The organism is Halorhodospira sp. 9621, from assembly GCF_022228055.1.
Classification (GTDB): domain Bacteria; phylum Pseudomonadota; class Gammaproteobacteria; order Nitrococcales; family Halorhodospiraceae; genus Halorhodospira; species Halorhodospira halophila_A.
This window is the reverse complement of record NZ_JAJNRD010000001.1, coordinates 163,832-177,741: the sequence shown is the minus strand read 5'-3', so window position 1 is coordinate 177,741 and position 13,910 is coordinate 163,832. Positions and strand designations below refer to the sequence as shown.

Sequence of the window (13,910 nt, the reverse complement as noted above, 5' to 3'; positions counted from 1 at the left end):
GCCTGATGGCAGCAAGGATACTCGTGGTTGAGGACGACTCGGCGGTGCGTGAGATGCTGATCACCTCCCTCGAGCGGCAGGGGTTCGACGTCATACCGGTGGTTGATGCCATGCAGGCCTCGGAGCAGCTGCGCGAGCGGCCGCCGGATCTGATTCTGCTCGACTGGATGCTGCCGCAGGTCAGCGGTGTCGAGTGGGCGCGGGGACTCAAGGAGGATGAGCAGACCCGCGGGATCCCCATCATCCTGCTCACCGCCCGGGGTGAGGAGGAGGACAAGGTGCGGGGCTTCGATTCCGGGGTGGATGATTACGTGACCAAGCCGTTCTCGCCGCGCGAGCTGGCTGCCCGGGTCAAGGCCGTCCTCCGGCGCACGGCCCCGGCGACAACCGATGCCCCTCTGGAGGCGGCCGGCCTGCGCCTGGATCCGGTCAGCCACCGGGTTACCGGACACGGCCAGGCGCTGGAACTCGGTCCCACCGAGTACCGGCTGCTGCGATTCTTCATGGCGCATCCCGATCGCGTCTTTACCCGCACGCAGCTGCTCGATCAAGTTTGGGGCACCAATGTCTATGTCGAAGAGCGCACCGTGGATGTGCACATCCGCCGACTGCGCAAGATCCTGGCCGCGACGGGCCACGACGCCCTGGTCCAGACGGTCCGTGGGGCCGGCTATCGGTTCTCGGAACAGACCTGATCCGCGGCTGAGAGAGCGGATCCCATGACACGCAATCCCTGGCCGGGGTTTCTGCTGACGCTCCTCGCCGCGCTGGCGGTCTGGTTGATTGCCGGGCTGGCCACCGGCTGGTGGGTGGAGGCCGCGGCGATCCTGCTGGCGCTGGGTTACCTGTGGAACCAGTATCAACTCTGGCGGCTGGAGCGCTGGCTGCGGGTCGGCCGCAAGCTGGATCCGCCCATCTCCCGCGGGGTCTGGGGCGAGGTGTTCCATGCCCTGCATCGCCGCCAGCGCCGACAGCGGGAGCGCAGGCACCGGCTGCGCCGGGTCATCCGCGAGTACCGGGAATCCGCCAAGGCGATGCCCGATGCCACCATGGTGCTCTACGCCGATGATCGTCTGCTCTGGTGGAACAATGCGGCACGCGAGCTCCTCGGCCTGACCTGGCCGGGCGACGAGGGGCAGCGTATCAGCAACCTGCTCCGGCAACCGGAGTTCAGGGCCTTCCTGGATACCGCCACCAAACACAGCGCGCCGCTGACCATGCCGTCGCCGGTCGACCCGCGGATCACACTGGAGCTTCGTCTGGTCCCCTACGGCCGCGATCAGCGGTTGCTCATCGCCCGCGATATCAGCCGCACGCAGCGGCTCGAGACGATCCGGCGGGACTTCGTGGCCAATGTCTCCCACGAGCTCAAGACCCCCTTGACCGTGATCTACGGCGTTGCCGAGGAGATGGGTGAGGAGTTGGCCGCGGAACAGCCTGTCTGGGCCGGCTCGATTCGGCTGCTGCAGGAGCAATCCGCGCGGATGCAGCGACTGGTCCAGGATCTGCTTACCCTGTCCCGTCTGGAGACCGGGTCGCTGGCTGAGGAAGAGGATCCGGTGGATATGCAGGCCCTGCTCGAGGAGGTCTGTGCCGAGGCGCGGACGCTCTCCGGAGACCAGAATCATCGGATCGAGCTTGAGGCGGAGCCGGGCCTGTTCGTGCGCGGATCGTACGGAGAGTTGCGCAGCGCGGTTGCGAACCTGGTCTCTAACGCCGTGCGCTACACACCGGGCGGTGGTGCCATCCGCGTGCGCTGGCAGGCCGATGCGCACACGGCCCGGTGCGAGGTCGCGGACAGCGGCATCGGCATCCCGCGCGAGCACCTGCCGCGGATCACCGAGCGTTTCTATCGGGTGGACAAGGCCCGCTCCAACGCCACCGGGGGTACCGGGCTGGGGCTGGCCATCGTTAAGCACGTGATGCATCGCCACGGTGGTTGGCTGAACGTGCGCAGCGAGCCCGACCAGGGATCCACCTTCACGTTGGTCTTCCCGGCGCGGACTTTGGAGCGCGACGGCGTTTCATCGAATCGTCACCCTGCCTTCACGAGCCGGTAAGGGAAGCGGCGCAGACTCTTTCGTGCCTGGAGTCAGGCTTCCCGAACAAGCTGAGTGGAGCAGAGATCATGTGGAAGAGAGGTTGTTTCCTGGGCATCGCCAGCATGGCCCTGGTGGCCGGCGGGCCGCTGGGTGCTGCCGAGGTGGATGACGACCTGCCGAGTTACGAGCGGGTTTCGGGCATTTCCGGCAACCTGGGCAGTCAGGGCTCGGATACCCTCAACAACCTGATGACGCTATGGGCGGAGGAGTTCCAGGATTTTTACCCCAACGTCTCGGTGGAGATCGAGGGGGCCGGCTCGGGGACGGCGCCGGTGGCGCTGACCGAGGGGACTGCGAACTTCGGCCCGATGAGCCGGGATATGCGTTCCTCGGAGATCGAGAGCTTTGAGGATGCCCACGGTTACGAGCCCACCAAGGTGCGGGTGGCCATCGACACCATTGCGGTCTTCGTCAACCGCGACAATCCGATCGACGGGCTGACCATGGAGCAGGTGGACGGGATGTTCTCGGCCACGCAGCGCTGTGGTGGCAGCGATGTCACGCGCTGGGGCGACGTGGGGCTGGACGGCCCCTGGCAGAATCGGGACATCACGCTCTATAGCCGCAACGCCGTCTCCGGCACCTACGGCTTCTTCCGCGAGCACGCCCTGTGCGACGGCGACTTCAAGGACGCCATCAACGAGCAGCCGGGCTCCGCCTCGGTGGTCCAGGGTGTGTCCGAATCGCTCAACGGCATCGGCTACTCCGGGATCGGCTACCAGACCTCCGGTGTGAAGGCGATCGCCCTGGGCGACGACGAGGACAACCTCTACGAGCCCAACGCCGAGAATGCGGTCAGCGGCGACTACCCGCTGTCGCGGTTCCTCTACGTCTACGTGAACAAGGACCCCAACGGCGAACTGCCGCCCATCGAGCGGGAGTTCCTGAAACTGGTCCTCTCCGAGGAAGGCCAGGACGTGGTCCGCCGCGACGGCTTCATCCCCATGCCCGCACAGGCCGCCGAGCGCGAGCGCGAGCGTCTCGGTCTGTAAGGGGCAACCCACTGGCCGGGGCCCATACGCCCCGGCACCATCGTTGAGCGCTACGCGGGCCGGCCCTACGCCGGCCCGTTCTGTTTAGGGGGTTCAGCGGGTGTTCATCGTTTCGTCACGAAACCGTCATCCGCCCCCCTTAGGCTGCGTCAGCGTTCATTTCTCGCAGGGTGCGATCAAAGATCATGAGCGATCAGACGACAGGGCTCACCGAACCGGGCCGAGGCAGTGGCAAGGGTCCGTCCCGGGGCCTGCCGGACGCGGCCCGTCGGCGCCGCCTGCGCCGCTGGCGCGGGGCCAAGGACTGGATCAGTCGTGGCAGCGTGGCCACCTTCGGCGTGGGGGTCATCGGCGCGCTGGCGCTGATGTTCGTCTACCTCTTCTCCGAAACCATGCCCATCTTTGGCGAGCCGGAGATCCGGCCCGCTGCCAGCTACGCCGCCCCCGGCGGACCGGAGCTTGGCGAGACGGTCCACGTTGCCATGGAGCGTTACCGCGAGGTCGGAGTGCGCTTTACCGACCGGGCCGGCTACGCCTTTTTCAATCCCCGCAGTGGCGAGCTGATCGAGCAGGGGCAGCTGAACAAGCCGTCCGGGGCACAGATCCGCAGTTTCGACACGGCCGAAGCCCGCCATCGGCTGGTGGGCTACGGCCTCGATGACGGCACGGCGATCTTCGCCCGTCACGACTACGACGTCAGCTACCCGGACGGCGAGCGCCAGGTCACCCCGTCGATCACCTATCCGGAGGGCGAGGGCGAACCCCTGGCGATCTGGGCCGAGGATGGCCATCCGCTCGACGCCATCGGGGTCCAGCGGGGGCGCCGTGGCTCCGCCGTGGTGGGTGCCAGCAACGAGCAGGAGGCCCTGCGCCTGGTGCTCTTCGAGGAGGAGACGGACTTCATCACCGGCGAGGCGACCGTTGAGCGCGAGGTCTACGACCTGCCTTGGCCGGAGTCGGGGATCGAGGTCACACGGATCCTCCTCGACACCACCATGCGTAACCTCTTCGTTGGCGATGCCAAGGGGCGGTTGCACTACTTCGATGTCTCAAACCTGAACCGCCCGCGTCTGGTCGGCACAGTGCGCGCAATCGAGGGGGACGATGCCGAGGTCACGCAGCTTCAGTTCCTGCTCGGGGCCGCGTCGATGATCGCCGGTGGCTCCGACGGATCGGTGTCGCAATACATGGTGACCCGGGACGAGGCGGGGGATCGGCAGCTCACGCGCATCCGTACCTTCGATGGCCACCCGGCGGCGGTGACTGGCATCGCACCGGAGCACGCCCGTAAAGGCTTCGCTACCGGCGCCGCCGACGGCACGCTGCAGCTGCACTACGCCACCTCGTCGCGCACGTTGACGCAGCTGGCGCTGGAGGGCGGCCCCTCAGTGGCCGCGCTGTCGATGGCGCCGCGACAGAACGCGCTGATGGCCGTCGGTGCCAATGAGCGGTTCAACTACCTGGACGTCGACAACCCGCACCCGGAGGTTTCGTTCAAGGCCCTGTGGCAGAGGGTCTGGTACGAGGGTCGCGATGCGCCCGCCTACGTCTGGCAGTCATCTTCCGCTACCGACGAGTTCGAGCCCAAGTTCTCGCTGGTACCGCTGACCATCGGCACGTTGAAGGCGGCGTTCTACGCCATGCTCTTTGCGACACCCATCGCGATCCTCGGGGCGATCTACTCGGCCTACTTCATGTCCGCACGCATGCGGCAGATGACCAAGCCCGCCATCGAGATCATGGAGGCGCTGCCAACGGTCATCCTCGGCTTCCTCGCGGGGCTCTGGGCTGCGCCGTTTTTCGAGCGGAATCTCCCGGCAGTCTTCTCCATCCTGATCGCCCTGCCCATCGCCATGGTGATGGCCGCTTGGCTGTGGACCCGGGTCTTCCCCGAGGGCATCCGCAGCCGGGTGCCGCCGGGCTGGGAGGCCGCACTGCTGATCCCGGTGGTGATCGGGGTCGGGTGGCTCGGCGTCACCGCCAGTCCCTACATGGAGCTCGCTTTCTTCGGCGGTGATATGCGCCAGTGGCTCACCAATCAGGGGATCGACTACGACCAGCGCAACGCCTTGGTTGTGGGGATCGCCATGGGCTTCGCGGTGATCCCGACGATCTTCTCCATCTCCGAGGATGCGGTGTTCAACGTGCCGCGCCACCTCTCGCAGGGGGCCTTGGCGCTCGGCGCGACGCCCTGGCAGGCAGTGGCCACCGTGGTCCTGCTGACGGCCAGCCCCGGCATCTTCTCGGCGGTGATGATCGGCTTCGGCCGGGCCGTCGGCGAGACCATGATCGTGGTCATGGCCACCGGCAACTCGCCAGTCACCAATTTCAACCTCTTCGAGGGCATGCGCACGCTCTCGGCCAACATCGCTGTGGAGATGAAGGAGACCGCGCAGGGGAGCAGCCACTACCGGATCCTATTCCTTGCCGCCTTAGTGCTCTTCGTCCTGACCTTCGCGGTCAACACCGTGGCGGAGATCGTGCGCCACCGCCTGCGCAAGAAGTACAGCGCGCTCTGATACGGAGGATGCCGCAACGATGCGCGACTGGTTCAACAAGGGAACACCCTGGATTTGGCTCAACGCCGGGGCCGTGGCCGTATCACTGGTCATGGTGGCGGGGCTCATCGGCCATATTGCCTACAACGGCCTGCAGCACTTCTGGCCCAGCAATGTCGTGGCCTTCGAATACCAAGAGCCCGGGCGTGACGCCGAGCAGGTTCTCGGCGAGGTCGACGCCGCGGAGACCCTGACCGCGCCGGCGGCCCGCGAGCGCGGCTTCGAGGTGGACGACGACGATGCGCTGATCACCCGCTACCGGATCAAGCGCGGCAACCGGGACGTCGATGGCCGGGACTTTGTTTGGTACGCCGACGTCAACATGTCGGAGTGGAGTCACCCCAAGGATGCGGTGGTCATCGAGCGCCGGCAGTGGGGGGATTTCATCGGCTACCTGCGCGACGTGCGCATCGACGGGGAGAAGGTCGAGACGGTCAGCGACGAGGGCGACGCGACCTGGGACCGTTTCCTGGAGCTCTACGAGGAGAATCGCTCGCGGATCCAGGAGATCCAGCGCATCGAGCGCGTGGAGATCGGCGCGGTTAACGCCGAGATCGAGGAGATCCGCCTGACCGAGCGCCAAATCGAGGCCGACCTAACCCTGAGCGAGGAGGAGCGCACCGAGCAGCTCGAGGCCCTGGAGGCCGAACGGGACCGCTGGGAGGGGGAGTACGCGGAGCTCGAGCAGCGGCGCAACGAGCTGCTTGAGGAGGTCGGACGCTACGCCGTGGGGATGGAGACCGCCGCGGGTAAAGAGGTGGTCATCGCCATGGGCGACGTGGTCAAGCCATGGCGACCGAACGCCATGAGCGTCTGGGACAAGGCCCGCTTCTACGTCGGCGACTTCTGGGACTTCGTCAGCGGCTATCCGCGGGAGGCCAACACCGAGGGCGGCATCCTGCCGGCGATCTTCGGCACGGTGCTGATGACCATCGTCATGGCCGTCTTTGTCACACCCTTCGGCGTGCTCGCGGCGATCTACCTGCGTGAGTACGCCCGGCAGGGGCCGCTGACGCGGATGATCCGCATCTCGGTGAACAACCTCGCCGGCGTCCCGTCCATCGTCTTCGGCGTCTTCGGCCTCGGCTTCTTCGTCTACTTCGTCGGGGGGGGAGTGGACCAGCTCTTCTTCGAGGAGCGCCTACCGGCGCCAACCTTCGGCAAGGGCGGCGTGCTCTGGGCCTCGCTGACCCTGGCGCTGCTGACCCTGCCGGTGGTGATCGTCTCCACCGAGGAGGGTCTCTCGCGCATCCCCGGGTCGATCCGGCAAGGGGCGTTGGCCCTGGGGGCGACCAAGGCGGAGATGCTCTGGCGGGTGGTGATCCCGTTGGCGACGCCGGCGATGATCACCGGGCTGATCCTGGCCGTGGCCCGTGCGGCCGGCGAGGTAGCGCCGCTGATGCTTGTCGGCGTGGTCAAGCTGGCCCCGCAGCTGCCGGTGGATGGGAGTTTCCCGTACATCCACCTGGAGCGCAGTTTCATGCACCTGGGCTTTCACATCTTCGACGTCGGCTTCCAGAGCCCCAACGTCGAGGCCGGGCGGCCGCTGGTCTACGCCACGGCGCTGATCCTGGTGCTGGTCATCATTGTGCTCAACCTGACGGCCATCTCGATCCGCAACTTCCTGCGCGAGAAGTACAAGGCCGAGAGCGATTAAGAGAGGGAGCTATGAACGCCACCAATTCCCCGTCCGCACCCACCCACGGTTTCAGCAGCGAGGCGCTGCAGGACCGCCAGCGGGATGGCTCGGCGGCGAGAAAACGGTTGGGCAGCGATATCTGTCTTCAGACCCATGAGCTCAGCCTCTGGTACGGGGAGGAGCAGGTGCTCAAAGGGGTCGACCTGGAGATCCCCCGAGGCCAGATCACCGCCTTCATCGGGCCTTCAGGTTGCGGGAAGTCGACGCTTCTGCGGTGTTTCAACCGGATGAATGACCTGATCGACAACTGCCGGATCGAAGGGCGCATCACCCTCGACGGCGAGGAGATCCACGCCCGGCGCATGGATGTGCCCGAGCTGCGCCGCCGGGTCGGCATGGTCTTCCAGAAGCCGAACCCCTTCCCGAAGTCGATCTACGAGAATGTGGCCTACGGTCTGCGTCTTCAGGGCGTGCGCAATCGCCGTACCCTCGATGAGGTTGTCGAGAAGTCGTTGCGCCGGGCCGCACTCTGGGACGAGGTCAAGGACCGGCTCCACGAGAACGCCTTCGGCCTCTCCGGTGGGCAGCAGCAGCGGCTCGTCATTGCCCGGGCCATCGCCGTGGAGCCGGAGGTGCTGCTGCTCGACGAACCGGCATCAGCCCTCGATCCGTTGGCTACGCTCAAGATCGAGGAGTTGATGTTCGAACTCAAGGAGCGCTACACCATCGCCATCGTCACCCACAACATGCAGCAGGCCGCGCGGGTGTCGGATTTCACGGCGTTCCTCTACCTCGGTGAGCTCATTGAGCACAACGATACCGATACGCTCTTCACCAATCCCGGCAAGAAGCAGACCGAGGATTACATCACCGGCCGTTACGGCTGAGGAGACCGCCGATGACCGACGAGAACCCCACCGAAAAGAGCTTCTTCCAGGAGCACATCTCCCAGCGGTTCAACGCCGAGCTGGAGGCGATCCACGACCGCGTTCTGAGCATGGGCGGCCTGGTGGAGCAGCAACTGGCCGATGCCGTGGCGGCGATGGCCGAGTCGCGGACGGAACTGGCGGAGAAGGTGGTAACCAGTGACTACCAGATCAACGCCCTGGAGGTGGCCCTGGACGAGGACTGCACGCAGATCCTGGTGCGCCGACAGCCCACCGCCTCGGATCTGCGCCTGGTCATGGCGGTGATCAAGACCATCACGGATCTGGAGCGCATCGGCGACGAGGCGGAGCGGATCGGGCGGATGGCGCTGCACTTCCTCGAGCTGGACCGGCAGAACGGTCCGATCGAGGAACTCGGCGAGATGGGCGAGCATGTGCAGGGGATGCTGCGCGGTTCACTGGATGCCTTCGCCCGCATGGATGTCGAGCAGGCCGTGCGCGTGGCGCAGCAGGACATCCAGGCGGACAGTCAGTACGAGGTGATTGTCCACCGTCTGATGGAGCAGATGATGCGCAGTCCGGAGACCGTACCGCGGGTCATGGACGTGGTCTGGACCGCCCGTTCGCTGGAACGCATTGGGGATCGCGCCCGCAATATCTGCGAGTACGTGGTCTACTTCGTCCGCGGCAAGAACGTGCGCCACACCAGCTTCGAGCAGATGGCCCAGGAGGCCACTGGGGATCGGCATTAAGGGGCCGCACCGGGTGCCTAGGTTTGCCCCGGCCCGGCTGGCTGTCCGGGCCGGGGAGTAAGGACGGCGGTCTGCGCGGCTCCCGCTTGGCCGGGGTGGCAAGGCCGCTTGAGCCCCTCTCTTGAGTCCGGGGTCGGCAGGGTTGTCCGTGCCGAGGGGGTAGGCCGCGCGTCTTGTGCATCGCAGCCTTCCACCGCTTGGGGGGTCGCATCTACACCATGAGCAGCCACAGGCTGCCATGGGCGATGAGGGCGCCGAGCAGGGCACCGGCGAGGACGTCCGTCGGGTAGTGGAGCCCCAGGACCACCCGCGAGGCGGCGATGAGCCCGGCGACCGGGATCAGCCATACGGCAAGGGCCGGGTAGTAGGCGCTAGCCAGCAGCGTGAATCCGACCGCATGCAAGGTATGCCCGGAGGGGAAGCTGTAGCGGTCGAGGGCCGGTGTCCCCGGGGTTAGGGAGGGGTCTGCCTCATACGGCCGGAGCCGACGCGTGCCGCGCTTGATGAGCGTGTAGAGCAGGGTGCCGACCAGGCCCGCTGCGGCCATGTGCAGCACCGCAGTCGCTCCGTTGATCCCCTCGATCAGGAGGATACCGGCCATGAGGCCGTACCAGAGCCCACCGTCGCCCAGACGACTCGCCGCGACGAACACCCGGCGCGACAACTGCCGTTGCTGGACCCGGCGCAGCGCCAGGCAGAGAAGCAGCTCCCACTGCTGAAAGCGGATCAGGGCTTGCTGCATAGCGTGACCCCTCCTCGGTTCAGGCCATCGTGTCCCCGCACGGCCTCGGCCAGGATGTGGCCGAAACGCCGAGCGACGTGTTGCCAACTCAGGGATTCAACCCCGGCGCGGGCGGCCTTTTGCCAGCGCTGGCGGGTTTCCGGAGCGAGGAGCGCGGATCCGACGGCGGCCTCGATCCAGCCGCCGGGGTCGTCCCGGGCAACAAGGCGGCCACTGACGGCGTCCTCGACGTGGCGATGGGCAGCGGCGTAGTCGAAGGCGATGACTGGCACCCCGCTGGCCAGTGCCTCGAGCGTCACGTTGCCGAAGGTCTCGCTCAGGCTGGGGAAGAGGAACAGATCCGCCGAGGCGTAATAGCTGGCGAGGTCCGCGCCGCGGCGCACACCGGCGAAGATCAGATCCGGGTGCTGGCGCTGGAGTTCCGCGCGCATCGGGCCGTCGCCGACAAGTACCAGTCTTGCCGCCGGCTGTACGTGCTGGATATGGCGGAACGCCTCGACGGCCAGGCCTAGGTTCTTCTCCGCGGCCAGACGCCCGACATAGAGCAGAACCGGGGCACGGTCATCGGCTCCCCAGCCAGCGCGCAACGTGGCCGAGCGCCGGTCCGGGTGGAAGCGGTGGGTGTCGACCCCCCGGCCGAGGGTCTCGACGTTCCGGTAGCCCCGCTCGGTCAGTGCCTCGGCCAAGCGGGTTTCAGGAACCAGTGTCCGGTCGGTTCGATTGTGGAATCGGCGCAGGTAGCGCTGGACGGCCCCGTTCAGCGGGCCGAGCCCGTAGTGGCTGGCGTAGGTATCGAAGCGCGTGTGGAAGCCGCTGACGGTGGGTAGGCGCAGGCGGGCCGCCGCCCGCTGCGCCGACCAGCCCAGGGGCCCTTCCGTGGCGATATAGACGGCGTCCGGTCTTTGGCTGCGCCAGAGCTCTTCGAGGAGGCGGGGGCGGACGAGGCCGCAACGGACCTCCCGGTAGCCCGGTATCGAAACGCCGCAGACCGGGTAGAGGTTGGTCTCCTGGCCGCGTGGACGCGCCGGGTGGTGGGGCACGATCAGGTCAACCCGGGTCGTGTCCTGTCTCAAACCGGCGACCAGGTGCGAGAGCGTCGTGGCCACCCCGTTGGCTTCCGGGGCGTAGGTTTCGGACACGATGCTCACGCGTTGCAACGGGGCGGGCGGGGGTAAGATCTTTTTGCTCATGGCCCCCGAGTCTGCGGGGGCCATGTTGCAGGGTCGTGATGGCTGCGTGAGCCGGGGATGACAGTGATCCGCCGGCGTCAGGCTGTCCGCAGCTGGCAGTCTGCGGCGCCTTCCGGGGCGGAGTTGGCAGCGGTTGGCTCGTCGCTGTAGGCGCAGGTCCCTTCGGTATCGATGGCCAGCTGCACCGGGCCGGCGGCGTCCAGCGGATGGCGGGAAAAGAACGTCAGCGGCTCATCGCCGAGGCGGCATACCACCCGCCAGTGGTAACCCTCGAAACAGCACTGCTCCACGGTGGCCGTGATCAGCTGCTCGTCGGCGCGTGCTGGCTCGTCCGCGCGCAGCGGACGGATGGCTTCCGGACGGATGCGGACCGTGGCTCCAGTGCCGCGGGGCTCACCCCGGGCATGGCCGCGAACCGTCATGTGCGTGCCGCCGCTGCGGACGCTGAGGCGGCCTTCGCCATCGTGGCCGACGATCTCGGCCTGCAGCTGGTTGTTGTAGCCCACCAGGCCGGCAATCCAGGCGTTCGACGGCGACTGGAAGACCTCCTTCGCCGAGCCCACCTGCTCGACCCGACCGCCGCGCATGACCACCAGCCGGTGCCCCAGGGCGACCGCCTCGTGGATATCGTGGGTGACGTAGATGGCAGTGGTCTCGAGCCGCTGCAGCAGCTCGGCGAGCTCGATGCGCATCTGGATCCGCAGCTGGGCATCGAGGTTGGACAGGGGCTCATCGAACAGAAGCACCTGCGGGTCCGTGGCCAGCGCGCGTGCGATGGCCACCCGCTGTTGCTGCCCGCCGGAGAGCTGGCGCGGGTAGCGCTGTGCCATCCCGTCCAGGCCGAGCATGCCGAGCAGCTCCGCCGTGCGCGAAGCCCACACGGCCTTGGGCACACCGCGATGACGCATACCGAAGCGGACAATGCGCTCCACGGTCATGTGCGGCCACAGGGCGAAGTCCTGGAAGACCATGTTCACGGGGCGCTGCTCGGGCGGAACGACGGCGCCGGGCCGGGATACGCACCGGCCGCCGATGCGGATGGCCCCCGCGCTGGGCGTGTCGAGCCCGGCGATCAGGCGAAGCAGCGTGGACTTCCCGCAACCGGAAGGGCCGAGGATGGCGATTACCTCGCCGGGGTAGATGTTCAGGGAGGCCTGTCCCAGCGCCGGGACCCCGTCGAAGTGGCGGCTGACGGCGTCCACCTCCACGCCGGCGGCCTGTGCCCGGTTGGCGGGTTTCGTCGTGGTCATGATCGTGATGTCTCCGTCGTGGTTTCGAAGTAGCTACGGAACAGCCGTCGGGCGCTGAAACGGACCGTGACGATGACCGCTGCGGTGATCAGGCAGACCACGACCGTTGCGGCGGTCGCCCATTCGTACTGCACCGTGCGGAAATGCTCGTCGATGATCACCGGGATGGTCGGGAAGCCCGGCGGCTGCAGCATGGTGGTGATGGCCAGGTCGAAGACACTGGTGGCGAATACAGCGAGGCCGGCGGAGAGCAGGCCGGAGAGGGTCAGCGGCAGGAGGATGGCGCGGATGCGCGTCCACAGGCCAGCTCCCTGGAGTGCGGCGCTCGACAGGAACGATCCCGGCGTCTGGGACATGGCGCCGAGCAAAACCCGCACGGCGATGGGCACCGAGGCCGCTGCCGAGCACAGGGCAATCGCCCAGCCGCTGCCGTAGACCTGGATGCCGATGTCGGCCAGCCAGCGCTGGTTCCACCAGAAGATGTAGCCTACGGCCAGAACAATGCCGGGAACTGCCAGGGTGACGGTCGAGGCCACATCGATAAAGCGCCGCAGCCGGTGCCCGCTGTAGGCCAGCAGATACGCCGCCAGGAAGCCAATGACCAGGGCGATGGCGGCAGCGGCGAAGGCGATGCCGAAGCTGTTCTTGAGCGCCGGCAGCAAGGCCGAGCCGCTGGATAGCACGGCCTGGTAGTTGGCCAGGGTGAGATTGTCCCAGCTCAGGCCGGCCCCGTAGCGCTCCATGAACGAGACGGAGAGGCTGGTTCCCAGCGGGGCGAAGACCGCCAGGCCGAGGAACGCGAAGGTGATCGCCGAGAGGAGCGGCCAGAACCGGGGCCTGGGGCGCTGCCGCGGCGTTGCCGCCGCGGTGAGGAAATCCCGGCCGCCGCCGCGCAGCACACGGATCTGGATGGCGATCGCCACGGCAACCATCGAGACCAGGACCGCGGCCAGCACGGCGGCCCCCTCAAAAGACACGGGTACGGTCTGGATCTCGGTGCGGATGACGTAGGGGATGAGCGGGAAACGGAACACCGAGATGAAGGCGGCTGGCAGCCCGAAGTCACCGATGGTATCCACGAAGACCAGGATGCCGGCGGCCAGCAGCGCCGGGAGGAGCAGTGGTAGCCGGATGGTGCGGAATACCGTCCACGGCCGCGCGCCGGAGAGCCGGGCGGCGTGTTCGTAGCGGCTGACGTCCCACTGCAGCGCGGCGCTGAAGGCCAGATAGGCCAGCGGGAAGTTGGCCAGGCTCATGACCAGGATCAGCCCCGGCAACGAGAAGATGACGTCCCCGGCCCAGGGGATGCCGAGCAGCGAGGCGGTGCCGCCGCTGCGTGCGAAGAGCACCCAGCCCTGGGCGATGATGAACGACGGCATCACCAGGACGAACCAGGCGGAGAAGTCGATCAGCCCCGACCCCGGGAAGCGCCAGTGGTGCCGCATCCAGGCGAGTCCGACGCCAATGGCCGCGCCGAGGACCATCGTCCCCAGGCCGAGCAGCAGCGAGTTGCGCACCGCGTTGCGCCAGAGGCTGCGTTCCCACAGGTCGCTGAACAGATCGAAATTGCCGAGTTGCAGGCTGCCCAGGTACAGCTGCGGGAAGGCCAGGTGGGCCAGCATGGCGGCCAGCGGGAGTCCGACCAAAACGATCAGGGCGGCCGTCACCGCCCAAGCCACTGATCGGTCCCCCGGGCCGGAAAGGCGGCGCCACCGCCCGGTCAATGCGGCCCCGCTGCGGGCCGCCTGCCGGGCGATGGTGGTGGTTGCTACCTGAGAGAGTCGAGCTGCCTGCACCG

Annotated in this window: 10 protein-coding genes and 1 pseudogene; 7 read left to right on the top strand and 4 right to left on the bottom strand. The window is 67.3% G+C overall.

The window, feature by feature from the left end:
• The first annotated feature begins 5 nt into the window (after positions 1-5).
• The 7 genes and pseudogenes from phoB to phoU all read left to right on the top strand — a co-directional run bounded on the left by phoB (position 6) and on the right by phoU (position 8,930).
• Positions 6-695: a phosphate regulon transcriptional regulator PhoB gene (phoB, locus tag LRF89_RS00785; protein WP_201242042.1), complete on the top strand. Its 690-nt coding sequence runs from the start codon at positions 6-8 to the stop codon at positions 693-695.
• Positions 696-719: 24 nt separating this feature from the next.
• Positions 720-2,060, top strand: coding sequence for a phosphate regulon sensor histidine kinase PhoR (phoR, locus tag LRF89_RS00780; protein ID WP_238636435.1), 1,341 nt, complete (start codon positions 720-722; stop codon positions 2,058-2,060).
• Between the two features lie 68 nt (positions 2,061-2,128).
• On the top strand, positions 2,129-3,094 hold the full coding sequence (locus tag LRF89_RS00775) for a PstS family phosphate ABC transporter substrate-binding protein (protein WP_274522047.1): 966 nt from the start codon (positions 2,129-2,131) through the stop codon (positions 3,092-3,094).
• A 185-nt stretch (positions 3,095-3,279) separates the two neighbouring features.
• Positions 3,280-5,613, top strand: coding sequence for an ABC transporter permease subunit (locus tag LRF89_RS00770; protein WP_238635207.1), 2,334 nt, complete (start codon positions 3,280-3,282; stop codon positions 5,611-5,613).
• 19 nt (positions 5,614-5,632) lie between these two features.
• Positions 5,633-7,309 (top strand): phosphate ABC transporter permease PstA, encoded by a 1,677-nt coding sequence (gene pstA / locus LRF89_RS00765; RefSeq protein WP_201167522.1) that lies wholly within the window; start codon positions 5,633-5,635, stop codon positions 7,307-7,309.
• 116 nt (positions 7,310-7,425) lie between these two features.
• Positions 7,426-8,178 (top strand): annotated as a pseudogene (gene pstB, locus LRF89_RS00760) (phosphate ABC transporter ATP-binding protein PstB); the annotation flags it as partial.
• A gap of 11 nt (positions 8,179-8,189) precedes the next feature.
• On the top strand, positions 8,190-8,930 hold the full coding sequence (phoU, locus tag LRF89_RS00755; protein WP_201167517.1) for a phosphate signaling complex protein PhoU: 741 nt from the start codon (positions 8,190-8,192) through the stop codon (positions 8,928-8,930).
• A gap of 211 nt (positions 8,931-9,141) precedes the next feature.
• Here phoU and LRF89_RS00750 read toward each other — a convergent pair whose 3' ends face one another.
• The 4 genes from LRF89_RS00750 to LRF89_RS00735 all read right to left on the bottom strand — a co-directional run bounded on the left by LRF89_RS00750 (position 9,142) and on the right by LRF89_RS00735 (position 13,908).
• Positions 9,142-9,672 carry a phosphatase PAP2 family protein gene (locus tag LRF89_RS00750; RefSeq protein WP_238636434.1) on the bottom strand — a complete coding sequence of 177 codons (531 nt, stop codon included), beginning with the start codon at positions 9,670-9,672 and terminating at the stop codon, positions 9,142-9,144.
• The gene (locus LRF89_RS00745) at positions 9,657-10,862 is read right to left on the bottom strand and encodes a glycosyltransferase family 4 protein (RefSeq protein WP_274519794.1); all 1,206 of its coding nucleotides are present in this window, start codon (positions 10,860-10,862) and stop codon (positions 9,657-9,659) included. The genes LRF89_RS00750 and LRF89_RS00745 overlap by 16 nt, the downstream gene beginning before the upstream one ends.
• A 77-nt stretch (positions 10,863-10,939) precedes the next feature.
• Entirely contained in the window at positions 10,940-12,112 is a 1,173-nt protein-coding gene (locus tag LRF89_RS00740; protein ID WP_238636433.1) for an ABC transporter ATP-binding protein, read from the bottom strand.
• Positions 12,109-13,908, bottom strand: a complete 1,800-nt coding sequence (locus LRF89_RS00735; RefSeq protein ID WP_238636432.1) for an ABC transporter permease — start codon at positions 13,906-13,908, stop codon at positions 12,109-12,111. The genes LRF89_RS00740 and LRF89_RS00735 overlap by 4 nt, the downstream gene beginning before the upstream one ends.
• Positions 13,909-13,910: the final 2 nt, after the last annotated feature.

Bases quoted from the DNA above. Each gene is read 5' to 3' on its own strand.
- LRF89_RS00745 (WP_274519794.1), bottom strand. From the start codon at position 10,862: ATGAGCAAAAAGATCTTACCCCCGCCCGCCCCGTTGCAACGCGTGAGC.
- phoR (WP_238636435.1), top strand. From the start codon at position 720: ATGACACGCAATCCCTGGCCGGGGTTTCTGCTGACGCTCCTCGCCGCG.
- LRF89_RS00740 (WP_238636433.1), bottom strand. From the start codon at position 12,112: ATGACCACGACGAAACCCGCCAACCGGGCACAGGCCGCCGGCGTGGAG.
- LRF89_RS00750 (WP_238636434.1), bottom strand. From the start codon at position 9,672: ATGCAGCAAGCCCTGATCCGCTTTCAGCAGTGGGAGCTGCTTCTCTGC.
- pstA (WP_201167522.1), top strand. From the start codon at position 5,633: ATGCGCGACTGGTTCAACAAGGGAACACCCTGGATTTGGCTCAACGCC.
- LRF89_RS00775 (WP_274522047.1), top strand. From the start codon at position 2,129: ATGTGGAAGAGAGGTTGTTTCCTGGGCATCGCCAGCATGGCCCTGGTG.
- phoB (WP_201242042.1), top strand. From the start codon at position 6: ATGGCAGCAAGGATACTCGTGGTTGAGGACGACTCGGCGGTGCGTGAG.
- LRF89_RS00770 (WP_238635207.1), top strand. From the start codon at position 3,280: ATGAGCGATCAGACGACAGGGCTCACCGAACCGGGCCGAGGCAGTGGC.
- phoU (WP_201167517.1), top strand. From the start codon at position 8,190: ATGACCGACGAGAACCCCACCGAAAAGAGCTTCTTCCAGGAGCACATC.